23 protein-coding genes are annotated in these 20,747 nt (G+C 60.9%); 12 read left to right on the forward strand and 11 right to left on the reverse strand.

Annotation, left to right across the window (positions count from 1 at the left end; all coding sequences use genetic code 11):
* Window positions 1–128 precede the first annotated feature (128 nt).
* Complete coding sequence (locus PQQ86_RS07315) at window positions 129–515, reverse strand: hypothetical protein (protein ID WP_408265562.1); 387 nt, start codon at window positions 513–515, stop codon at window positions 129–131.
* 260 nt (window positions 516–775) lie between these two features.
* Between PQQ86_RS07315 and PQQ86_RS07320 the strand changes: the two genes are divergently transcribed.
* From PQQ86_RS07320 to PQQ86_RS07340, 5 genes are all read left to right on the forward strand, one after another.
* Window positions 776–1,216 carry an Hsp20/alpha crystallin family protein gene (locus PQQ86_RS07320; protein ID WP_408265563.1) on the forward strand — a complete coding sequence of 147 codons (441 nt, stop codon included), beginning with the start codon at window positions 776–778 and terminating at the stop codon, window positions 1,214–1,216.
* 15 nt (window positions 1,217–1,231) lie between these two features.
* Window positions 1,232–1,645 (forward strand): Hsp20/alpha crystallin family protein, encoded by a 414-nt coding sequence (locus PQQ86_RS07325; protein WP_408265564.1) that lies wholly within the window; start codon window positions 1,232–1,234, stop codon window positions 1,643–1,645.
* Window positions 1,646–1,725: 80 nt separating this feature from the next.
* On the forward strand, window positions 1,726–2,007 hold the full coding sequence (locus tag PQQ86_RS07330; protein WP_408265565.1) for a hypothetical protein: 282 nt from the start codon (window positions 1,726–1,728) through the stop codon (window positions 2,005–2,007).
* 72 nt (window positions 2,008–2,079) lie between these two features.
* Window positions 2,080–2,646: an Hsp20/alpha crystallin family protein gene (locus PQQ86_RS07335; RefSeq protein WP_408199253.1), complete on the forward strand. Its 567-nt coding sequence runs from the start codon at window positions 2,080–2,082 to the stop codon at window positions 2,644–2,646.
* A gap of 247 nt (window positions 2,647–2,893) precedes the next feature.
* Window positions 2,894–3,367, forward strand: coding sequence for a phosphate-starvation-inducible PsiE family protein (locus tag PQQ86_RS07340; protein ID WP_459252423.1), 474 nt, complete (start codon window positions 2,894–2,896; stop codon window positions 3,365–3,367).
* A gap of 393 nt (window positions 3,368–3,760) precedes the next feature.
* On the opposite strand, the gene PQQ86_RS39750 is transcribed toward PQQ86_RS07340, so the two are convergent.
* Window positions 3,761–3,931, reverse strand: a complete 171-nt coding sequence (locus PQQ86_RS39750; RefSeq protein ID WP_459252428.1) for an IclR family transcriptional regulator domain-containing protein — start codon at window positions 3,929–3,931, stop codon at window positions 3,761–3,763.
* A gap of 140 nt (window positions 3,932–4,071) precedes the next feature.
* On the opposite strand from PQQ86_RS39750, the gene PQQ86_RS07345 reads away from it, so the two are divergent.
* The 4 genes from PQQ86_RS07345 (at window position 4,072) to PQQ86_RS07360 (ending at window position 8,325) form a co-directional block, all read left to right on the forward strand.
* Entirely contained in the window at window positions 4,072–4,536 is a 465-nt protein-coding gene (locus tag PQQ86_RS07345) for an MFS transporter (protein ID WP_408265566.1), read from the forward strand.
* A 246-nt stretch (window positions 4,537–4,782) separates the two neighbouring features.
* Entirely contained in the window at window positions 4,783–5,223 is a 441-nt protein-coding gene (locus PQQ86_RS07350) for a porin (protein ID WP_408265567.1), read from the forward strand.
* 197 nt (window positions 5,224–5,420) lie between these two features.
* Window positions 5,421–7,160, forward strand: coding sequence for an ABC transporter permease (locus tag PQQ86_RS07355; RefSeq protein ID WP_408265568.1), 1,740 nt, complete (start codon window positions 5,421–5,423; stop codon window positions 7,158–7,160).
* 49 nt (window positions 7,161–7,209) lie between these two features.
* Window positions 7,210–8,325 carry an ABC transporter ATP-binding protein gene (locus tag PQQ86_RS07360; protein WP_408265569.1) on the forward strand — a complete coding sequence of 372 codons (1,116 nt, stop codon included), beginning with the start codon at window positions 7,210–7,212 and terminating at the stop codon, window positions 8,323–8,325.
* A gap of 87 nt (window positions 8,326–8,412) precedes the next feature.
* Here the strand turns inward: PQQ86_RS07360 and PQQ86_RS07365 are convergent, their stop codons facing one another.
* The 3 genes from PQQ86_RS07365 to PQQ86_RS07375 all read right to left on the reverse strand — a co-directional run bounded on the left by PQQ86_RS07365 (window position 8,413) and on the right by PQQ86_RS07375 (window position 12,004).
* A complete protein-coding gene (locus tag PQQ86_RS07365) occupies window positions 8,413–9,474 on the reverse strand; it encodes an ABC transporter substrate-binding protein (protein WP_408265570.1) in 1,062 nt (353 codons plus the stop codon).
* 45 nt (window positions 9,475–9,519) lie between these two features.
* Window positions 9,520–10,545: an aldo/keto reductase gene (locus PQQ86_RS07370; RefSeq protein ID WP_408265571.1), complete on the reverse strand. Its 1,026-nt coding sequence runs from the start codon at window positions 10,543–10,545 to the stop codon at window positions 9,520–9,522.
* Window positions 10,546–10,657: 112 nt separating this feature from the next.
* On the reverse strand, window positions 10,658–12,004 hold the full coding sequence (locus tag PQQ86_RS07375) for a Rieske 2Fe-2S domain-containing protein (protein ID WP_408265572.1): 1,347 nt from the start codon (window positions 12,002–12,004) through the stop codon (window positions 10,658–10,660).
* 173 nt (window positions 12,005–12,177) lie between these two features.
* Between PQQ86_RS07375 and PQQ86_RS07380 the strand changes: the two genes are divergently transcribed.
* Together PQQ86_RS07380 and PQQ86_RS07385 are read left to right on the forward strand one after the other, a co-directional pair.
* Window positions 12,178–12,933 carry an IclR family transcriptional regulator gene (locus PQQ86_RS07380; protein ID WP_408199239.1) on the forward strand — a complete coding sequence of 252 codons (756 nt, stop codon included), beginning with the start codon at window positions 12,178–12,180 and terminating at the stop codon, window positions 12,931–12,933.
* Window positions 12,934–12,976: 43 nt separating this feature from the next.
* The gene (locus PQQ86_RS07385; protein WP_408265573.1) at window positions 12,977–13,966 is read left to right on the forward strand and encodes a PDR/VanB family oxidoreductase; all 990 of its coding nucleotides are present in this window, start codon (window positions 12,977–12,979) and stop codon (window positions 13,964–13,966) included.
* 69 nt (window positions 13,967–14,035) lie between these two features.
* On the opposite strand, the gene PQQ86_RS07390 is transcribed toward PQQ86_RS07385, so the two are convergent.
* The 4 genes from PQQ86_RS07390 to PQQ86_RS07405 form a co-directional block, all read right to left on the reverse strand.
* Window positions 14,036–15,331 (reverse strand): MFS transporter, encoded by a 1,296-nt coding sequence (locus PQQ86_RS07390; protein WP_408265574.1) that lies wholly within the window; start codon window positions 15,329–15,331, stop codon window positions 14,036–14,038.
* A gap of 128 nt (window positions 15,332–15,459) precedes the next feature.
* Window positions 15,460–16,029, reverse strand: a complete 570-nt coding sequence (locus PQQ86_RS07395; protein WP_408265575.1) for a hypothetical protein — start codon at window positions 16,027–16,029, stop codon at window positions 15,460–15,462.
* Window positions 16,020–17,186, reverse strand: a complete 1,167-nt coding sequence (locus PQQ86_RS07400; RefSeq protein WP_408265576.1) for a zinc-dependent alcohol dehydrogenase — start codon at window positions 17,184–17,186, stop codon at window positions 16,020–16,022. Before PQQ86_RS07400 ends, PQQ86_RS07395 begins: the two co-directional genes overlap by 10 nt.
* A gap of 48 nt (window positions 17,187–17,234) precedes the next feature.
* Complete coding sequence (locus PQQ86_RS07405) at window positions 17,235–18,521, reverse strand: aromatic ring-hydroxylating dioxygenase subunit alpha (RefSeq protein ID WP_408265577.1); 1,287 nt, start codon at window positions 18,519–18,521, stop codon at window positions 17,235–17,237.
* A 139-nt stretch (window positions 18,522–18,660) separates the two neighbouring features.
* Here PQQ86_RS07405 and PQQ86_RS07410 point away from each other — a divergent pair, with 139 nt between their 5' ends.
* Window positions 18,661–18,984 (forward strand): non-heme iron oxygenase ferredoxin subunit, encoded by a 324-nt coding sequence (locus PQQ86_RS07410; protein WP_408265578.1) that lies wholly within the window; start codon window positions 18,661–18,663, stop codon window positions 18,982–18,984.
* A 67-nt stretch (window positions 18,985–19,051) separates the two neighbouring features.
* Here the strand turns inward: PQQ86_RS07410 and PQQ86_RS07415 are convergent, their stop codons facing one another.
* Both PQQ86_RS07415 and PQQ86_RS07420 read right to left on the reverse strand, forming a co-directional pair.
* A complete protein-coding gene (locus PQQ86_RS07415; protein WP_408265579.1) occupies window positions 19,052–20,047 on the reverse strand; it encodes a CobW family GTP-binding protein in 996 nt (331 codons plus the stop codon).
* Entirely contained in the window at window positions 20,044–20,742 is a 699-nt protein-coding gene (locus PQQ86_RS07420; RefSeq protein ID WP_408265580.1) for a class II aldolase/adducin family protein, read from the reverse strand. The genes PQQ86_RS07415 and PQQ86_RS07420 overlap by 4 nt, the downstream gene beginning before the upstream one ends.
* Window positions 20,743–20,747: the final 5 nt, after the last annotated feature.

Raw genomic sequence — 20,747 nt, forward strand, 5'->3', positions numbered from 1 at the left:
CGAAACACGCAGCGCGCTGGCGCGACTGCCTGAGCGAGATCCAGAATAGGAACGCCCGCGCAAAATTTCAAGGGGTGCGCCCGATGGTCGCAGGACCGCGAAGGCTGTTGGGACGCCGCGAGTTTCGCTCACTGAATCGGCGGCACCGAGCCGAGTTTTTGTGCGAGCAAGCGTTCATAGACGCCAAAACTCAGGTCGACCTCGGCCTGCGCAACCGTGTTGACCGTCAGAATCAGCTGATCAGGCAGCAAGCCAAGGACCGTAGCCAGCGCCACCTCTAATTGTGCGGCGCAAAGGCGGTCTTCCGCCATGGTGGTTCCGACAAAGATGTCATACGCCCTGTCCCGATCTCGAAACACGACTTCCACGAGCCGCGCGCGATCGCTCATGTTGTTTTCGATCGCAAGACGCGCCACGTCGGCAACCGTGCGTAACGTCTCCGTCGGAAAACCTAGTGTCGAGCGCAGCCTCACCCGGTGTTTGCCCAGCGTCAGCCATTCCACGTCGAAATCCATACTTGTCTCCTTGTGAAAAAACTCAATGCGCGCCGAGAATAAGGGCGACAGAGCGGATTTCAAGACCCGCGCGACGTGACTCTGCGGTCATCCGAAGCAACCCCTTGAAATTTCGCGCGGGCGTTCCTATTCTGGATCTCGCTCAGGCAGTCGCGTTATCGCGCTGCGTGTTTCGATTTGTTTGCCAAAGGCCAGGCAGGCGAACTGGAGCGCGTACGCCCGTTCGCCTTCCTTTCGTGAGTGAAAAGGAGGATACGACCATGAGTGATCTCTGCTTCGGGAGCGACCTCTTCAGCGAGTTCGATCGCTTGCAGCGACGGATCGATGAGCTTTTCGGGGGCTTCCCGTCAAGCATCCGGGCCGTCAGACGCGGTGCTTTCCCGCAAGTCAACCTCGGCGTCACCGACGACACCATCGAGATCGTCGCGTTCGCGCCCGGCATGAAGCCGGACGACCTGGACGTTTCGATCGACAAGGGTATGTTGATGATCAGCGGCGAGCGCAAGCCAGCAACGTCCGATGACGATAGCGACCGGAAGGTCTACGCCGGGGAGCGCTTCGCCGGCACCTTCAAGCGGGTTATCGAACTCCCGCAGAACGCTAACCCTGACAAGGTGCAGGCGCGTTATGTGGACGGCTGTCTGTGCGTGACGGTGAGCAAGCGCGAGTCGTCCAGGCCCCGGCCGATTACGGTCCAATGATTTGAGGAGAGAGCCATGAGCGATACCACTCAAGTTATCGAACGCGAACAGCAAACCAGCGTGACGCCGCGTACGCAGGCGAAGTCCGCGGAACGCAGGGCGACCATCGTGCCGGCCGTCGACGTCTTCGAGGACCCAACGGGCATCACGGTTGTGGCCGATCTGCCCGGCGTTTCGAAGGAACGGCTCGATGTGAAGGTGCAGGACGGCAACCTCGTGATCGAGGCCGAGGCCCGCGTGCCGACACCCGACGGCTTGCGGCTGCGGCACGCCGAAGTACAGGCACCGGCCTACTTCCGGGCCTTTAAGCTGAGTCCGGACTTCGACACAGCCAGGATCGAGGCGAATCTGCAGGACGGTGTGCTGAAGCTGTACATCCCGCGCCGCGAGGAAGCACGGCCTCGTCGCATCGAGGTCAGGGCCGGGTAACCCGGAGCACACCATCACGACAATGAGGAAACCTGGTGGCGCGCCGTTGGGCGCCACCATTGCACTTCTGGGAGTTTGCAATGGAAAGCGTCACACAAGAGTTCTGGAAAGGGCACCAGATCAATATCCGTACAGTGCCGGTTCGACACATTCAAACGCCGGTATCTGCCCCTGACGGCTACGTGGCGATCGTGCAGATCTGCATGAACGGCGACGTGCTGGCGGACTGGCACCTGCCGCGTTACGGGGAACGGTGGCGCAGTCAGCAGGAAGCTGAGCGCGAAGCGATGCAATATGCCGTTCACCTGATCAATCTCGGTGTGTTGGGTGAGCCGGTGCAAGCGTTGGATTTGGCCGCGTAGCACGCTTGAGCGACGTCGAACTTTTCCAGGGGCACTTCACACCAATCATGATGAAATTTGTAGGAGGATGAAATGAACACTGACCTGAGTAAATGGAACCCGTTCAAATTCCTGCGCAAAGCGCAAACCGAAAAAAGCGGCGAACAATCGTCGTCCGGCACGCCAACGTCGAAGCAGTGGCTGGCCGAGTGGCCCGACGTGTCCCGGCTCTTTTCGTCGGATCCGTGGCGGGTGATCGGCGAAATGCTGCACGATCCGTTCGCGGGCGTCGGTGGTCTTGACCGATGGTTCGGCGATTTCAGTTCGTCGCGGTTCCAGCCGCGCATCGATGTCGTCGACGATGGCGACGCGCTGCGCATCACCGCCGAGCTGCCGGGCATGGATCGCGAGGATTTGCAGACATCCATTGAAGAGGGCGTGCTGGTCCTGCGTGGCGAGAAGAAGCAGGACACGAGGAGCGAGGAAAACGGCTGCTACCGGCTGGAGCGGTCGTATGGCTCGTTCACTCGAACGATTCCGCTGCCCGATGGGGTCGACGTCGACAAGGTGGATGCGAAGTTTGACAAGGGCGTCCTGGAGCTTCGTTTGCCAAAATCGGCTTCCGCGCGCTCCGCGGTCAGGAAGATCGAGATCAGATGAGTTCTTCGGCGCGTAGGGTTGAACGGTAGCGTGCCGCGGGCGGCGTGGCATTTACTCGCCACGCCGCCCGGCGACACTGTGGGATCAACGCCGCTAATGGCAGTGCACGCGGGACGCTCGGCAGAGGCTCGCAAACGTGTTCCAACGAACAAGAAAACCTGGACGCAAACAGGCGTAGCTGGAAACAAGCCGACTATGGCAGCAACCATGACCAATCCTGAGGTGCACTATGAATGAGAAAAGAAATATGATCCGCAGAGCGATGGACGGACTCCGGTTAGAGCCGCGCGTCCTCGGCTTTTACGAGCACTTCGAACAGGCTGTCGCTCATATTCTGAGCGTCGTCATTTCCGTGATCATTGCCATATCACTGTGGCAACTCATTCGCGCGGTAGTCGCATTGCTCCTGTTGAAAGCGCTGAACCCGCTGGATCACGCGGTGTTCCAGACGGTCTTTGGCATGATCATGACCTTGCTGATTGCAATGGAGTTCAGGCACTCCATCATTCGCGTGATGCTTCGACGCGATCATATCGTGCAGGTGAAAACGGTCGTGCTGATTGCTTTGCTCGCGATCGCGCGCAAATTCATCATTCTTGATCCGAACAGCGATCCTTACCGAATTGGCGCGCTGGCCGGCGCACTTCTGGCTCTGGGTGGGGTCTATTGGCTCATGCGTCAGCGCGATGACCCGGTTGAAGCGGAAGGCTTCCGGGAATGACATTGACTGTTGGCGCTCTGACAGCGGGGGCACCGGCCAGATTCAACCGAAGGAGTTACGGGCCGGGGTCGGGAGTGTTCCTGCCGCCTGCCGTAAGCGGACACCCACGCCGCGGCGCCGATCGACCTTTACTCGCCGCGGGAGTGCGGAAAGGCCCGGAAACGCTGAATCAGCGAGTAAGGGCCGGCTGTCTCTCACGGGTCGCGTCCTGCCGAATGCAGATTTGCGCGGCTCACATTTCGTATGTCCTTTGCATGAGGCAGGGCGCGGCCATCTGTGGACGTTGGCGGCAACAAATGGACCGCCATCGCATAGATTCTGTTTAATTTACGACTATTTTATCTGTCTTTGATCCCGCATTGGCGTGGCGGCGACGGCATCGAACCTGACCGATCACAGGCCCCTTCCTGTCGCCGAGCAATAGGCCGGCAGTCTCCCGCCGAGCTTCACGCCTGTCGACACGATTCTGACGGCTTCTGCGCGGGCGATGAATACCGAATAGCCCTCGTCCAGCACCGCCAGCGATACCGATTCCTGCAATTCGTCGCGGGCATTCGCGAGAATGCGGTTGTGCCGCGCACGAGACGTTCCTGCAAGCCGGCCTACTCGACGAAGATTTCTTCAGCGATGCCTTCGTTCACACCGATATCCGCCTCTAGAAGCGGCGTAACACCTTCTTGGAATAATCACAGGAGACAAACACCGTGGCATCCTCCCTCATCGACGTAGTCGAGGTCATCGAACGTCAGAATGTCGGCGCTGGTCAGTGCCTTGTGGTGCTGTTGTGCGCGCTGCTAATGTTCCTCGATGGTTTCGACACGCAGGCGATCAGCTACATCGTCCCCGCGCTTTCCAGCGACTGGCATTTGTCGCGCGAAATTCTCGGCTCGATCTTTTCCGCCGCGCTCGTTGGCTTGATGGTCGGCAGCACGTTCTGGCTCGAGGATCAGGGCGAAGCGCGCGCGAGCGTCGCGGCGCTGGGCATCGGACGGCTCGGCGGCATCGCGGGGCCTCTAATCGCGGGCATGCTGTACTGCGCGCACTGGACGCCCGTGGACATCTTCCGCTTCTCGGCGTGGCCCGTGCTCGTTGCCGGAATCGGTGTGTTCGTGATGGGGCGCATCTACGGCTCCCGTCCCGTTGTAGTGGAAACGAGCGCTACGCACTGAAGCAGAAGCAACCCCGCGCCTGCACTCACACCCACACAGGCTATGGGCATTCAGCCGGAGGGCGTTCGCTTTCCGGCTGACCAGGCGAAGTACCACCTTAAAAAAAGCCACTTAAAAACCTCAGCGACGTCTGCCGTTTTCTCGTTCTGACGCGAGAACGACAACATCAACAACCCGTCGGTGTCGGTACTCGACAGTGCGCTTTCACTGGGCCAGGCCGGTTACGTGACGCCAAGCCGAGGTCCCGTGACCAGCGGCTACGCTTCGGCGAATGTGTGGCAGATTTTCGGCGCGGCAGTGTCGTACAGGGTCGGGCAGGGCAGTATCGGGTTCGTTTATACGAACGCCCGCTTCCAGGACATCCGGCGCACCGCTTCCACCCCGAACACGGGCAACGCGGCCTTCAATAGCTATGAGATCAACGGCCGTTACTACAACACGCCCGCGCTGACGATCGGCGCGTCGTTCGATTACACCAGAATGCGCGGCGCAAAGTATCGGCAGATCGATTTCTGTCCGAATTACTCGCTTTCGAAGCGCACTGACCTGAACCCGCCCGGCGTGTGGCAGTACGCATCAGGTGTCGATTCCACGGGCCACGCAGCGGTCGCGGCGATCAGCACGCTGTGCCAGTCGTCGACACCTACGCAGGTTGCGGTAAAGCTGTCATTGCGACATCGATTTTGAGCGGTCAGAGGGCTTTAATTATTAGCTTACGAGAAACGTCGAGATGGCAATTTTGTCATTTAAAACATGGCGTGCCAACTGTGTCTCGGTGTTTTCTCTAGTAGATATTATTAGGTTACTAAGAATAAATTGTGGGTATCTGCTCGAGCCTCGCCATCGGCGAGCGCACTGAGGTGTCCAACCAGAAAGGGGCGTGCGTGGAATTGACAACCGATGTGGCAGCGGGTGCCGTCCGACGTAGCCGGATTTCCGGTAAATGGTTCATCATCGGCGGCGCGGTTATCGTAGTTTCGTTGCTCGCTCTGATCCCGCTGACCTTTCTCTTCTGGCAGAGCTTTTTCACGCCGCAGATCGCGGATTCACCGGCCGTCGCCACAATCGGCAACTACGTCACGGCATTCGCCAGTTGGGAAACGCTGCGCACATTGCTGACGTCCCTGCGCTTTGCTTTCGGCGCCGCGCTCGTCTCGTTCGCGATCGGCACCGTGCTTGCGTGGATCATCGAGCGCACGAATACGCCATTTCGCAAGCTGTTTTATGCGATCACGATCGTGCCGCTGATCATTCCCAGCATTCTCTTCACCATTTCGTGGATCTTCCTCGCGAGCCCGAAGATCGGTGTCCTGAATGTCGCGCTCACGACGCTGTTCGGGATCACCAAACCTGTGTTCAACATCTACAGCATCGGCGGCATGATCTGGGTTGACGGGCTGCATTACTCGACCATGGCGTTCCTGCTGATGTCCGCCGCATTTCGCGGCATGGACCCCTCGCTCGAAGAATCGTCGCTGATGTGCGGTGCGGGCATCGGCCGAACGATGTGGCGCATCACCTTGCGGCTTGCGTTGCCGGCCGTCGCGTCGACGCTCCTGATCCTGTTCGTGCGGGCGCTCGAATCGTTCGAGGTGCCCGCTCTGATCGGCCTGCCGGTCAAGCTCCAGGTGTTCACTTCGTCGATCTATGAAGCGATCGAACAGTATCCGAGCCAGATCGGTCTCGCATCGGCGTACTCGATGCTGCTCGTCGTGATTACGTCAGCGTGCCTGTATCTGCAGGCGCGTGTCACCGGCCGCAACGACCGTTTTGCCACGATGACCGGTAAAGGCTTTCGGCCACGCGTCGTCGATATCGGCCGCTGGCGCTTTGTCACGGTGGGTATCTTCTTTGTGTACTTCCTGCTGCTCGTTGCGTTGCCGTTTGTCGTGCTGCTCTGGTCGTCGCTGCAAAAGTACTATCGTTCGCCGTCGCTCGACGCGCTGCATCATCTCTCGTTCGATGCTTATCGTTACATTCTCCATCTGTCCGTGCTGCGCGGCGCGGTCGTGAACAGCCTGGTGCTGTCGATTGGCTGTGCGACGGCTGTCATGCTGCTGAGTGCGGTGGTCAGCTGGATCGTGATCAAGACGAAGCTGCCAGGCCGTGCATTGCTCAATCATCTGGCCTCGTTGCCGCTCGTATTTCCGGGGCTCGTACTCGGGCTGTCGTTCATGATCGTGTCGTTGAAAGTCGACATCGGCATCTATGGAACGCTGTGGATCCTGCTGCTCGCGTACATCACGCGATTCATGCCGTATGGCATGCGCTATACGTCGACCTCGATGACGCAGATTCACAAGGAACTGGAAGAGTCCGCCGCAATGAGTTGTGCGACGTGGACCACGACGTTTTACCGGATCGTCTTGCCGCTGCTCAAGCCCGGCCTGCTGGCGGGCTGGATCTACGTCATGATCGTATCGATTCGCGAGTTGTCGAGTTCGGTGCTGCTGTATAGCCCGGGCTCCGAGACGGTGTCGATCGTGATCTGGGAGTTGTGGCAGAACGGGCAATACGTCGAGCTGTCGGCGTTGAGCGTGATGCTCGTGATCGCATTGCTGGCGCTCGTCTCGCTCGCACAGTACGTGGGCGGGAAATTCGGCGTGAAGGCCAATCACCGCTAAAGCGCTTCACTTTTTGTCTGACGCAGGAACGCATTTTCCGGAGAAAGACGTGCTGAGTGTACAAGCCTTGAACACCGAATATGTAGACGGCAACAACGTGCGGGTACGCGCGGCATGCGACGTATCGTTCGATGTGCCCGCCGGCAAGCTGTTTACACTGCTGGGCCCGAGCGGCTGCGGCAAGACCACGACATTGCGCTCGATTGCTGGGCTCGAAAAGCCCGTTGGCGGCTCGATTTTAGTGAATGGCGTGACGATGTATTCGTCGCGCACCGATACCTTCGTGCCGCCGAATCGACGGCAGTTCGGCATGGTGTTCCAGTCGTATGCGATCTGGCCGCATATGAGCGTGTTTCGCAACGCCAGTTTTCCGCTGGAAGTCGGTGCGAGAAAGTACTCCAAACGCGAGATAGAAGAGAAGGTGATGCGCGTGCTGACGGCAGTTGGGCTTGATCATGTCGCCGATCGCGATGCGACACGGATGTCGGGCGGTCAGCAGCAACGGCTCGCGCTGGCGCGCGCGCTGGTGATGGAACCCAAGTTGTTGCTGCTCGATGAGCCGCTGTCGAATCTCGATGCAAAACTGCGCGACAAAATGCGTTTTGAACTCAAGCGGATGCAGCGCGAGCTGCGCATCACGACGATCTACGTGACGCACGATCAGGAGGAGGCACTGGCGCTGTCGCATGAAATCGCGGTCATGAAGGAAGGCCAGATCGTGCAGAAGGCAGCGCCGCGAGATATCTACGATTTGCCGAATAGCCGCTTCGTGGCGGACTTTGTCGGCTCGACGAATTTCATTGACGGCACCGTCCGGCATTGCGAAGACGATAGCGGCAACATCGTGATTGATTCTGCTATCGGTACGATGGCGGTGGCCAACGCGGTCGAATGCCGTGACGGCGAAGAAGTGGTGATCTCGCTGCGTCCGGAAAACGTGCTCGTGCACGAGACGCGTGAAGCCGCGCAAGGGCAGCGCAACATCTTCGAAGGGACGGTCCATGCGAAGGTGTTTCTCGGCGAGACGCTGGACTTCCAGATCAGCATCAATGGCCAGATCGTGCTCGCGCGTGTGCATCCTTCACATAAGACGCCGGTCGGTCAGCCGATCTGGTTTTCGGTCGATCCGGCGAGCTGCATTGCGCTGCGCAACGAACGCGCTTGATTGCGATTGATTCTGATGCAGTGAGATGTTTCGCTCGCAATGCCTGCGGATCAAGTGGGCATTTGCGAGCGTTCTATTTTCAACAATTCAAGCCGATGCGTGCAGGAAAATCTGATTGAAGGTTTTCGTCCACGCCATCTTTTCTTTCAGCGGCATCGCCGGATCCACTAGCGTCATCTTCATACCCTGCAGCGGCGACGCTACCGTTCTGTTGGTCGGCACGTAGTCGAGCGACGCAAGAATGCGCTGCGCGTCGACCGAGAGCAGATAGTCATACATCAGCAACGCTGCCGCGGGATGCGGCGCGTGATTCGTCACGGCGATGCCATTCGCTCGCGCGGCGGCAGGCTCCATCAGAAACCAGTCGATCGGCGCGCCTTTGCGTTTCGCCTGCGCAGGCATGTAGTTATAGACCTCGAGGCCGAGCGGCACTTCGCCCGCTGCAACGAGATTGGTGAGCAGCGAATTGCCGACCCGGGCCGATACTCCGTTCCTGTCGACAAGCGTTCTGAAAAATTCGATGCCGTTCTCACGGCCCATCTGCGTGGCTACGGTTGCAAACCAGTCGGCGCTCTTTGCTTCGATGCCGAGCTTGCCTTTCCAGCGAGGCGCGAGCAGATCGTCGAAAGTTTTCGGCAGATCGCTCCGCTGAATCAGGCTCGTGTTGTACGCCTGCACCCAGACCGACAGCATGGTCGAGGCCCATTGGCGATGAGCGGGAATCGTCTCCGGCATCAGTTGGTCGAGCACCGGCGACGCGACGGGTTGCAATAACTTTTCACGGCGCAATGCGTCGAGAAACGAAGAGCCCGTGTGCACGGCGTCGACGATATAACGCCTGCCTTGTGCCTCGGCGACACATCGTTGCACGACCTGTTCGTCGCCGGCGCGCCACACGTTGACCTTGATGCCGTAGCGGCTTTCGAATGGATCGATCAGCGGTGCAATATCCGACTGCGCGATCGAGGTATAGAACGTCAGTTCACCTTCGTCTTTCGCCGCGCGCAGGACGCGCTCGGTGCGATCGGCGCCGGTGTACTGGGTGAGCGCCATATTCGGCGAGATTTTCTCGGCCGCCCACGCCAGATTCATTGAACCGGCGAGAGGCCAAAGCGCGCACAGCTTCATCACCGAGCGTCGGGTAGTCATGTTGTCTCCATGTGTTTTTATAGTAGACGGTACAGCGCGGTTCTTCTACGACGGGACTTCGAAGTTGCTGCGCCACACTGCATCGAGTCTGCTGAATGCATCCGCGTCGAACGGCGGGGTGCCGGACACACTGCACAATTCTTCCAGCTGATTGCGCGCGGAAAAACCACCGAGCACGGTCGTGACGCCGGGATGTGAGAGGACGAATCGATACGCGGCCTGCGCGAGCGTCAAACCCGCTTCCTGTGCGAGGAAGCGCAATTGCGCCGCCTTGTGCTGCGCGTCGAATGTTGCCAGCGATTCCAGGTCGACACCGCGCGCGAGCGGATGGCGCTGCGCCCCCGACACGCTTTCATCGGTCAGAAAGCCGCCTGCCAGTGCACTAAAAATAGCCGCGCCGGTGCCGCGCTGCGCTGCGGCTCCGATCACGTCGCCACCATCCCGGTCCACTGCCAACCCAGGCGGACACGGCATCCCTGCCGTCGGATTGAGCAGCGTATAGGACACGTTGATCATGCTGAAAAGGCCGGTATCCAGTAGCGTTTGAACTTCCGTAGCGTCGTTGCCGCGGCAGATGAAGCCGATGTGGCGCGCCTTGCCGTCTCGCAGAATGCGCTGCAAGCCGTCGAGCGCGCCGTTAGGGCGCAGGAAATCGTCGAGGCTCAGCGTCTTATAGCCGCGTCCTTCGAGCGCGGTCGGACCGGCGCGCGGCCCATTGTGAATCTGCAGAATGTCGAGGCATTCGATGCCGAGGCGCCGCAGGCTCGCCTCGGTCGAGCGGACCACGTGCCCCGCAATATCGTCGAGATCGTTCACGCGGACCTCGACCTTCGAATTGATCAGTGGCCGCACGCCGAGTGCCTTCAGCACGGCGCCGAGATTTTCTTCAGCAGCGCCGTCAGCGTAGTCCGGCGCATTGTCGAAATAATTGATGCCGAGCTCGAGCGCGCGTTCGACGATCGCACGCTGCTCGCTGAAGTTGCCGCGCACCATCAAGCCCGCGTTGCCACCGCAGCCGAAGCCGATCTCCGAGACTTCGAGACCGGTCATGCGTATCTTTCTGTAGTGCATCGTTCGTTCCTCGCCCGCCATGGACGGCGCGCAGCACGCACGATTGCGTCATCGCACGCGCTGCGCGTGGGGAAAGTGATACCCGCTTGTCGTCAACGTAAAGCAGCCTGGTTCAGCCGTTCGCGTCGGCGCCTTCGCATGCTTCGCGTCCTGCCGTTTCGAACTCTTCGATCTGCCGATGCAGGTCCTTCACGAGTTCGAGCGCGGGACCATAGCGATCGGCGTCGTCGTTGAAGAAGCCGCGGTGATATAGCTTGCGGAAATTGTGCTTCAGAAGCGGTTGACTGTAATCGGGTGCACTGCCTGAACCGTAGATGATCTCCGGCGACTCGCGATAGAAGTTGATCGGCTCCAGTCCTTCTTCCACACGGCGAATCTGCTCGTCGAGTTGACGGCGTAGCAGCACGATCGGAATGTCGGTGCGGCCGAGCAATTCGGCGCTGCGATCGGTGATGGCGCCTTGTGCGTCCCACACCAGCGCGTCCTGCGCGAGCACGTAGTCGAGAATGGGTTTGCCGTTTTCGTCGAAGCGCGGCGGTTCGTACCAGGGCACGGAATCCTGCTTCGGTGCCTCGACGCCCGGTGGCGCGGCATAAACCTGATAGCAGATGTGATACGTGTGGGTGTCGTCGACCGGTACGCGAATCTGATACTCGCTGCGCGGCGCGCCGGTCTTGCCGGTCTGTGTGAAGAACGGAAAGATCACGGCCGAATGTTCGCGCGTGTAGTCCGAGTCGGCGCCGAGATCCTTCGCATAGCGCACGCCCTTGGCGATGCCGGTTTCCGTTTCGCTCGCGTACAGTTCCTTGATGCCGATGCCGGTCTTCAGGCGCGTGTGCAGCGTATGTTCGGCATGCGCCGTGGCTTCTTCATAGCGGCCTTGCTGTTCGAGAACGTACTGGAACATGTGGCCATGCGCCCACGCACTATGGGTCGGGTCGCCGGTGTTTTCATGACACTGCAGCCAGTTGCAATTGATATGCATGATGCCGATCTGGCGGATCGCATTCGGCCACACGAACAGGTCCCAGCGGGGCAGAGCGGGTGCAGGGGCTGGGCCGAGGTAGGCGAACACAAGGCCGCCAAGTTCTTGCACCGGATACGCCTTCAGCTTCTGCCTGATTTCGCCGCGCGGCGTGGCTTCCATCGGCCGCTCGACACACTTTCCCCCTTCGTTGAAGAGCCAGCCGTGATACGGGCAGCGCAAGCCGCATTCGTCCGGAATGCCGAATTGCAGATCTACATTGCGATGCAGGCAACGGTCGCCGACGAGGCCGAGCGTGCCGCTCTTGTCCTTGTACAGCACGAGGTCTTCGCCCAGCACGCGGACCTTGCGTACCGGGTTGTCGTCGAGTTGCGAATAAGGGGCAATCGGAATCCAGTAGCGGCGCATCAGTTCGCCGCCGGGCGTGCCCGGACCCACGCGCGTGAGGCGCTCGTTCATCGCTGCGGTCAGCATGTCGTCTCCAGATATTGGGGGGCGATTGCGGTGCTGGCGTGAAGCTGCCGCACCGTGTCTGCAGGTTCAGAATAGGTTGCGTCTGGTGGTCCGTCAAGCGGCACAAATTCTGTTCGACAGAACGCGCGAGGCGGCGTATAAACGCGTCAATGGACGGATGATGGAGGCCCAGGGTGGAGACCGAACTCGCAGTACCCAAAACCGAAGAGGACGAAGGCCGCACGCGCGTCGAGGCCGTCGAACGGTCGCTGTCGCTGCTGCAATGTTTCAGGCAGCCAGGCGAGGCGCTATCGCTTGCGGTGCTGGCGCAGCGCTCTTCGTTATACAAGAGCACGATTCTGCGGCTTACCGCATCGCTCGTGTACATGAAGTTTCTGGAGCGCGATGCGGCGGGAAAATATCGGCTCGGCTCGGAGTTGCGTCGGCTCGGTGCGTTGAGCGCGGCGCCGGTGAGCGTCGAATCGCTGGTGCGGCCGGCGTTGCAGAAGCTGTCCACATTCACGCGCGAAACCGCATCGTTCTACGTGCGTGACGGCGACGAGCGCATCTGCCTGTATCGCGTGAACTCGCAGCGCTCGGCGCGGCACCACCTGGACGAAGGCTCGCGTCATCCGCTCAAGGGGGGCGCGGCCGGCAAGATTCTCTGCGCCTACGACCCACAATTCGCAAACGACGAAACGTTCGAGGCGATTCGTACACGTGGCTGGGTCGTCTCGAAGGGCGAGCGCGATCCTGACCTTGCGGCTATCGCCGTTGGCCTGACCAACGAGAACCATGAATTGCTCGGCGCATTGACCGTGTCGGGTCTGCTTACGCGCTTCACGCCGGATCAGATCAAGTCGTTTCGCAAATTGCTGATCGACACAGCGAATGAGCTGCGGCCGCGTTTGCCGCCGCTTTCCATCATCAACCAGGATCACGGCGCATGAAGTTCCGCACGCCACGTTTCTTCGAAGCAATCTGAGGTTTGCAATGGATACGACCGCGACAGAACCCGTCCGTACAGCGGATGCCGGCGCACCAGGCACGATCGAGATGCGCCTGACGTCGATCCGCTACGCGGCGGACGACATCAACCTGTATGAAATGCGTCGGCCCGATAACGCGGTGCTTCCGGCCGCCGGACCCGGCGCGCACATCGACGTGCACCTTCCGAACGGCATCATGCGGCAGTACTCGCTCGTGACGGCGGACGGTGATTCGCGCGCTTACGTGATCGGTATCAAACGGGACCGCGCCAGCCGGGGCGGCTCCATATTCATTCACGACAGACTGCGCGTCGGACAGACATTGACGGTTGGCGGTCCGCGCAACAATTTTCCGTTGCTGGAAACGGTCGAGCATACGGTGCTGGTCGCGGGCGGCATCGGCATCACGCCGATCTGGGCGATGGCGCAACGCCTGCTGAAACTCGGCCGCTCGTTCGAATTGCACTATGCGTGCCGTGAACGGCGCGAAGCCGCGTTTCTCGAGCAACTGGCCGCGATGCCGCAGGTGCACCTGCACGTCGACGCGGAAAGCGGCGGACGGCCGCTGGAGATCCCTGCAATCGTGGCAGCCGCACCGCAAGGCGCGCATTACTACTGCTGTGGCCCGCTACCGATGCTGAACGCGTATGAAGCCGCTACGGCTTCGCTCGACGCCGCGCAAGTACACGCCGAATACTTTATGCCGAGGGCCGCAGTCGCCTGCGAAGGTGGTTATGTGGTCGAACTGCAGCGCACCGGGCAGACGTTCGCGATTCCTGAGGGCAAGACGATCCTGCAGGTGTTGCGCGAAGGCGGTGTCGCAGCGCCGTATTCGTGCGAAGAGGGGATTTGCGGCGCGTGCCAGGTGAAGGTCGTGGCGGGCACGCCTGATCACCGCGACAGTGTATTGTCGGACCGCGAAAAGCAGGCGGGCGACACGATGCTGATCTGCTGTTCCGGTTCGAAGTCCGAGCGGCTCGTGATCGACTTCTGAACGCGTGGCTTTGAAGTGAAGCATGTCTCGCAAGAGACATGCTTCACAGGGTTCGGCTATCGAAGTAAATCAGCTGGCCGTCGAGCCGGATTTCGCGTGTTCTGCCGCGACTCCGCCGATGTCGCGCGTGCCGGGCGCGATATCGCGAGGGCTGCGCTGCTCCGGATAAACATACGGACCCAGCCGGCAGATCGATACGACCGACACCAGCACGAGCCCGACGAACACCCACAGCGCGACGTGATACGAATGCAGCAGGTCGTAGCACAGACCTGACGCGAAGATCATGATGCCCGCGCCCCAGCCCCAGCAGGCCCACATGCCGCCGCATACGCGGCCGAACAGCCGCAGGTCGAAATAGCGGCTGACGATAAATGTAATGATGTCCGCTTCCGCGCCGATGCTCACGCCGATCAGCGCCGCCGACACCATCGCCGCCGCGCCGGTAGCGCCCGCCGCGAACATGATCACGCCGCACAGCGTCAACGCGAATGACATCGCCGCGACATAGGGCGCGTGAACGCGATCCATCAGGTAACCGGCAAACAATCGACCGAACGCCGACGTGAGTCCGGCGATCGACAGCATGCCCGCGGCAGTGCGCACCGTTTCGCCGCGATCGGTCATCATCGGTACGAGCTGCGATAGCAGAGCGAGCAACACGCCCGACATGCAGAAAATCGCAATCCCCAGCAGCCGGAATGTGCGGTCCTGCTTGAAGATGCTCCATAGCGACGGCAGTTTGTCCGCCGACTGGTGGGCGCGGCGCATCAGTTTCGCATCGAGATCGGGCGGCATTTTGACGAGGAAATAGAGCGCCGGAATCGACACGGCCGCCATCAGTGCTGCCACGCCGAGATAGCCGGTGCGCCAGCCGAAGTGGCGCAGCAGATAGCCCGCGTATTGCGGCATCAGCATCGCGCCGACCGCGGTGCCACCCACCGCCAGCCCCAAGGCAAGGCCGCGCCGATGATCGAAACGCGCGCATACTACCTTAGCGTACGGCAGCGCATTACTGCCGGGCGCAAAAAAGCCGACCATCACGAACACGAGACAGAACAGCGGCAACGAAACGGGTATGACGCCGACCAGTGCGATCGACAAGGCGAACATCGCCAGAAAGAACAACGTGGGCCGTCGCACGCCAAAACGGTCGATCAGTGAACCGAGCACGATCGTCCCGGGCCCCATCGCGAATTCGAAAATCGTGAGGCCCAGCGATACTTGAGCGCGGCTCCAGCCGTTCTGCGCGGCAATTGCCTTGATGAAGGTGCCGAACATGAACGCCGAGATGACGCCCGCGCCGACCGAAAGGCACAAGGCGCCGCCGACGACGGTCCACCATCGATTGATATCCTGCTTCAACTGTCTCTCTCCACATCGTATATCCGCGTCTGCGTCTTGGCGGCAGTTAGGTCGCGGTGCGAGGTTGCCACGCAGGCGGCCGGCGTTGTGCCGCTGCCGCCTGCGCGTTTCATGAATAATGCCGGTATTCAGGACGCGCCGAGCGCGTCGAGCAAGTCTCCGAGATATTCGCTGCTGCTTGCGAGAACCACCATCATGCACCAGGGGCGCAACAGATCGGCGGTATGAGAACGGGATGTGGCTGTTGCATTGCTTGTGTCGGCCGGATGCGCGGACGCTGGCCGGAGCACTGCCGATACCGTCACGCCGAGCCTGCGCCAGGTTTGCGCGGCGAGCGCGGCGGCCGTTGCATCGTCGCCTTCGCGTCCGACGATGATCGCGAGATCCGGTGCGCCCAGCCATGTCGCGATCGCACTGGACGCTGCATTCATTTCGCGCGGCCAGTCATGACCCTGCATGCCGTCGGTGCTGAGCAGCGCCGCCAGTTCGCTTGCGCTCGAGAACTGCACGTCCGAGCCGTATGCGCGGACAGCCGTGCGCGTTTCATCGTCATGCCCATCGAGCGCGACGACCCGTACAAGGCGTGGCGTCGAATTCGCCGCACGGATGCGAAAACGCGCTTCGGGCGCCTGTGTCGCCACGGATACGGCAGACACGGCAGGCGTCGACGAGGCGAGGTGAGGGCGCATTACATCCATGGATCGATCGTCATATGAATGGCATCCTCGACACCTTCGCCACGCAGCGTGCGCAACGCGAGGTCCGTTTCCGCGAGACCAAACGTGTGCGTGCTCATGCGCGTGACCTGTTGGCGATCGGCGGCGATCAACTGAAGCGCAAGTTCGACTGACTGATAGCTATGCCCGCGCATGCCTTTCACGGTCAGAAAGCGCGCGATGATCATGTCGCTGTTGAACTCGGGGATTGGCTTGCGTTTCTGGCCGCCGAGAATCACGGTGCCGCGTTTGCGCGCCAGCTGGATCGCGGTCGTGACCGTGGCGGTGCCGCCCGAAGCGCAGTCGATGGTGAGATCGGCCATTGCGCCGCCGGTCAGATCGGCGACCCGCTCGAGCACGTCTTCAGTATCGACGGTAATGGTGTGATCCGCGCCGAGCTGCTTCGCGAGTGCGAGGCGACGCTGATCGGTCGGGGTGGAAAGTCCCGTTACGATGATTTGCGCCGCACCCGCTTCACGGGCCGCGATGACGCACGATAGCCCTTGCTGCCCCGGCCCCTGGATCACGACCGTCTGCCCCGGCCCCGCGCCGCCCTGCAGATAGGCCCATTCGATACCGTTACCAAGCGGCAGCGCGAGCGCCGCATGTTTGGGCGCCACCTTCGACGGCACGCGATGAAACACCGTATTCAGTTCAAGAAACTGATACTGGCTGAAGCCGCCCCAGAAACCGGGCTCGGTACGTAAGCCGGTTGCGCCATAACGCATGCCGCCGAGCCGCCAGTCGGTTGCATCGCACAGACGGAATTCATTGCTCAGGCAGTACTCGCAGTGGCCGCACGGAAGATACTCTTCGAGCGCGACGTAGTCGCCTTCCTTCAGGCCCCAGCGTTTGCGCGCGAGTTCGCCGGCTTCTTCAATGTGCCCGACGGATTCGTGTCCCAGGATTAGCGGCCCGCGGCTCTGCGGCAATTGCTGATAGTAGGGGCCGTCGCTGCCGCACACGCCGGTGATGGCGACGCGCAGCAGTCCCGTCGACGATGTAATGGCAGGCCGCTCAAAACGGCGGATTTCAGTGCGCCCGGGTTCGACGGCCACGGCCGCGCTGAAGCTCGCGGATGAAGGCGAGGGCGAGGGCGAGGGTGAAGACACAGCGGCTTGCGATTGCAATGGGTTCATACCGTATCGCGCCCGCAGCACTCCGGGAAGGCTGCACGCGCGTCCTCGCTAGATCGTGGTGTGGGCCTTGCCGGCTTCCGCGTGCAACGCGTCTTTGGCGCCTTCATTGAACGGCAGATCGCGCTGTAACACGATGGCCACCGAGCGCACCTGCTGCGATTGTGGATCGCGTCCGGGCGGTTGAACGCCTTTTTCCGCGAGCGCACGTGCGGCCTTCATCAAGCGGTGACGCACCATGATGATGCCGTTGTCGGTCGAAACGAGATTCTCCCGCGTGCGGTCCTGGATCGGCCCCATGCTTTCCTGCAACGACGCGTCCTGCATGCCGATGCCCTCGACACCGCTATACGCCGTGCCGGCCTTCTGCGCGGCGCGATCCATCAGGTAGTTGTTCTCCTTGTTCTGCAACGGCCGATAGGTGCCCGGCACGTAGCGCACGTGAATGCCCTTGCCGTCCTTCATCGCATCGACTTCAGCGGTAGTCAGATCGCGCGTGGGGTGGTAGTCGAAGCTCCACGCCCAGCAGTGCTCGTCGTCGATCGGAACCCAGAAATGGCCGTGTACCGGGTGGTCTCCCCGCGGCGGCACCATGGTGAAACAGGGCATCACCCATGGCGTGATGCGCCAGTAGTATTTGTCGTCTTCGGCATTGCGGCGCGCGCCGATGTAGAGACCGCCGGTTGCGTCGACTACCTCGAACACCGGGCTGAAATCGCTCAGGTTGTACTGGTTGCCGCGTGCACCCTTGAAAAGCGGATCGGAATTGAGCGCGCCGCGATGCAGGAACGACACATGGCTCGAATCGACGCCGCCTTCGAGCGCCTGCAGCCAGTTGCTTTCCTGCAGGCGTTTGGTCATGAACGACTGGCTGGTGGGCACGGTCGAGAACTCGTACGCGGGCCGAGGCGGCTGATGTTCCGGCGGCCCCATGTAGACCCAGACCACACCGCCTTGCTCGATGAGCGGATACGACTTTAACTTGATCTTCTTGCAATAGCCGCTTTCCGCCGGCTCCGACGGCACATCGACACATTGGCCGTTCACGTCGTATTTCCAGCCGTGATACGGGCAACGAATGCCGCCTTCCTCATTGCGACCGAACCACAGCGACACGCCGCGATGGGCACAGAACTCATCGATCAGGCCAAGCTTGCCTTCCGAATCGCGGAACGCCAGCATGCGCTCCGACAGCAGTTGCAGACGCACGGGCTCACCGCCTGCCTCCGCCACTTCCTCCGACAACAGCGCCGGCAGCCAGAAACGCCGGAACAGTTCGCCCATCGGCGTGCCGGGGCTCGTTTGGGTTAGCAGATCGTTGTCCTGTTTTTTCAGCATTCGGTTGCCTCTTTGATGTCCGTTGTGTTCGTGAACCATTCTGAATTTATGTGTTCCGTATATAGGAACGCTGTTCTTTCAATTTGAACAAAGTTATCATTCGGCTCACTGGCTGTCAAACAGAGAATGGAGAATGGAGATGCAGAAGACGTGTTCGCGGATAGCGTTGTGCAACAAGGGCGATGTCGGAGAAGGGCAGGCCATCAGGATCGAAAAGAACGGCCTCACGCTGGCGGTGTTCAATCTCGAAGGCGAATACTTTGTGACGGACGACACGTGCACGCACGGCCCAGGGTCGCTGTCGGAGGGGTGTATCGAGGGGGATACCGTCGAGTGCGATTTCCATAACGGCGCGTTCAACATCCGCACTGGGGAAGTGGTCACGCCGCCTTGCATGATCCCGCTGAAGACGTATCCGACGTCGGTAGAAGGGGATGAGGTCACGATCGCTGTCGAGGACTGAGGCCGTCGTGCGGCGCTGAACGTGCGATGTGCGTTCAGCGTTTCTGCGGGGGTCTTTTACGTTGTTCTTATCGGCACAATCGGAAGATCAACGTCACACCGCCTGGCATGTTTTTGGTGCCGGAGCGCGTCGCTTCGGATGCCACACTCAACTGCGCTTCCCGATCACCTCGGGTGAATTGCACGACGACCGTCGCGCCGTTAACGAGCCGCACGATCCCTTTCATCCGCAACAGTGCTGCGCAATGCTGCAGGATTAACGTGTCGAGTGATCGGCGTAGCGAATCGATATCGGCCGCGGGCGGGAGGGCTTCGAAGCGCGTGCTAGCGCCATGCACTGGACGGCCTCGTCCGACAAACCGCGAGCCTGTGCCGTGCTGGTCAACCGCGCGCCATGAGCGGCGCATCGGTGTTGAGGAGGGCGAATCGGGCCGCTCGGGCGGGCTAGCGGTTCGCGCAGCATGCCAGGCTTCTTCCGCGCTCAGGCTGCCATGCGTCGAGCGCAGCACGCGCGTGGCCGGGTTCGAGCGCTGCAATGCCTGTCCAATCGTATCGAGTTCGGCGAGTCCGAGCAGATCCGTTTTCGTCACCACGATCACGCCAGCCGCGTCCAGTTGCCTGCGCGCCTCGGCGAATTCCGCCATCGTTTGCAGGGCAGTGGGCGCGCCTAGCGTCGTCACGACACCGGCAAGGCAATAGCGCTCGCTGACAAACGGCTGAGTTTGCAACGATGCGATCAGCGGTGCCGGATCGGCGAGTCCAGTGGTCTCGACCACCACTGCGTCAAAACGCGGAACACGGCGATGCAGCCGCGCCCAGAACAGGTTTTCCAGTGCTTCATGCAGGCCCGGCAGGCCGGTGCAGCACACGCACGCATCGGCGAGCAGCGCCGATGCGTCGCTCGCATAGCCGAGCGTCGCGTGATCGAGACCGACCGCGCCGATTTCGTTGACGATCAATGCCGAGTTCCGCATTAGCGGCTGCTGTAGCCAACTTTTGAGCAGCGTGGTTTTGCCGCTGCCGAGAAAGCCCGTCAGCAGATAGATCGGAATTCGTTCGATCATAGGCTCGCCGGCGATTCGCGGCGCAGTTTGCCTGCGTGGTAGTCCCACACCTTCTGCAGCAGGTTCGGTTTCCACAGATTGCGGCCGATCGTCTCGACCTGTTCCGCTGAGAGCACCATAGGATCGCCAAGCTGGCTCGCCAGATACTGGCGTTGCGCGTTCTCTTCCAGGTAGAACGCGAGCACGAAGGTTTCGAGAATGCCCTCGGCGGCGACCACCGCGCCGTGCGACTTCAGCATGATGACTCGGTGCGGGCCGAGCGCCTCGGCGAGTTCTTCGGCAAGCGGCTTGCGGTTGATCGACGCTGTCTTGCCGAACTGGCGGATTTCACCGAGTACGGCTGCCTGCATGATGACCGGTTCGACGGCGCGGCCCGTCATGCTGAAGAGCGTCGACCACAGCGGATGCGAATGGACGACCGAGCTGACGTCCGGACGCCGCTGGTAAATCTCGGCGTGAATGGGGAACTCCATGGGCGGCACTGCATCGCCTTCGACGAGATTGCCGTCGAAATCGATCGTGACGATGTCGCGAGCAGTCAGGGCGCTACGTACCGATTTGCCCGAGTTGATCAGCATATGATCCCGGCCTGGTATGCGCCAGCTGAAATGGCCGTTGAAGTCGATCACCTCAGCCCGTTCGAGCATCCGGATCGCGTCGGCCAGCAACTGCTTTTCTGTCTGATAGTTACCCATGATGG

Source organism: Paraburkholderia sediminicola (assembly GCF_046026675.1).
GTDB lineage: Bacteria > Pseudomonadota > Gammaproteobacteria > Burkholderiales > Burkholderiaceae > Paraburkholderia > Paraburkholderia sediminicola_F.

Excerpts from the sequence above, each read along its gene's own strand:
- PQQ86_RS07330 (WP_408265565.1), top strand. The coding sequence starts at position 1,726 with ATGGAAAGCGTCACACAAGAGTTCTGGAAAGGGCACCAGATCAATATC.
- PQQ86_RS07405 (WP_408265577.1), bottom strand. The coding sequence starts at position 18,521 with ATGCTGAAAAAACAGGACAACGATCTGCTAACCCAAACGAGCCCCGGC.
- PQQ86_RS07315 (WP_408265562.1), bottom strand. The coding sequence starts at position 515 with ATGGATTTCGACGTGGAATGGCTGACGCTGGGCAAACACCGGGTGAGG.
- PQQ86_RS07340 (WP_459252423.1), top strand. The coding sequence starts at position 2,894 with ATGATCCGCAGAGCGATGGACGGACTCCGGTTAGAGCCGCGCGTCCTC.
- PQQ86_RS07395 (WP_408265575.1), bottom strand. The coding sequence starts at position 16,029 with ATGGATGTAATGCGCCCTCACCTCGCCTCGTCGACGCCTGCCGTGTCT.
- PQQ86_RS07365 (WP_408265570.1), bottom strand. The coding sequence starts at position 9,474 with ATGACTACCCGACGCTCGGTGATGAAGCTGTGCGCGCTTTGGCCTCTC.
- PQQ86_RS07400 (WP_408265576.1), bottom strand. The coding sequence starts at position 17,186 with ATGAACCCATTGCAATCGCAAGCCGCTGTGTCTTCACCCTCGCCCTCG.
- PQQ86_RS07410 (WP_408265578.1), top strand. The coding sequence starts at position 18,661 with ATGCAGAAGACGTGTTCGCGGATAGCGTTGTGCAACAAGGGCGATGTC.
- PQQ86_RS07420 (WP_408265580.1), bottom strand. The coding sequence starts at position 20,742 with ATGGGTAACTATCAGACAGAAAAGCAGTTGCTGGCCGACGCGATCCGG.
- PQQ86_RS07335 (WP_408199253.1), top strand. The coding sequence starts at position 2,080 with ATGAACACTGACCTGAGTAAATGGAACCCGTTCAAATTCCTGCGCAAA.
- PQQ86_RS07370 (WP_408265571.1), bottom strand. The coding sequence starts at position 10,545 with ATGCACTACAGAAAGATACGCATGACCGGTCTCGAAGTCTCGGAGATC.
- PQQ86_RS07320 (WP_408265563.1), top strand. The coding sequence starts at position 776 with ATGAGTGATCTCTGCTTCGGGAGCGACCTCTTCAGCGAGTTCGATCGC.
- PQQ86_RS07375 (WP_408265572.1), bottom strand. The coding sequence starts at position 12,004 with ATGCTGACCGCAGCGATGAACGAGCGCCTCACGCGCGTGGGTCCGGGC.
- PQQ86_RS07415 (WP_408265579.1), bottom strand. The coding sequence starts at position 20,047 with ATGATCGAACGAATTCCGATCTATCTGCTGACGGGCTTTCTCGGCAGC.
- PQQ86_RS07385 (WP_408265573.1), top strand. The coding sequence starts at position 12,977 with ATGGATACGACCGCGACAGAACCCGTCCGTACAGCGGATGCCGGCGCA.
- PQQ86_RS07325 (WP_408265564.1), top strand. The coding sequence starts at position 1,232 with ATGAGCGATACCACTCAAGTTATCGAACGCGAACAGCAAACCAGCGTG.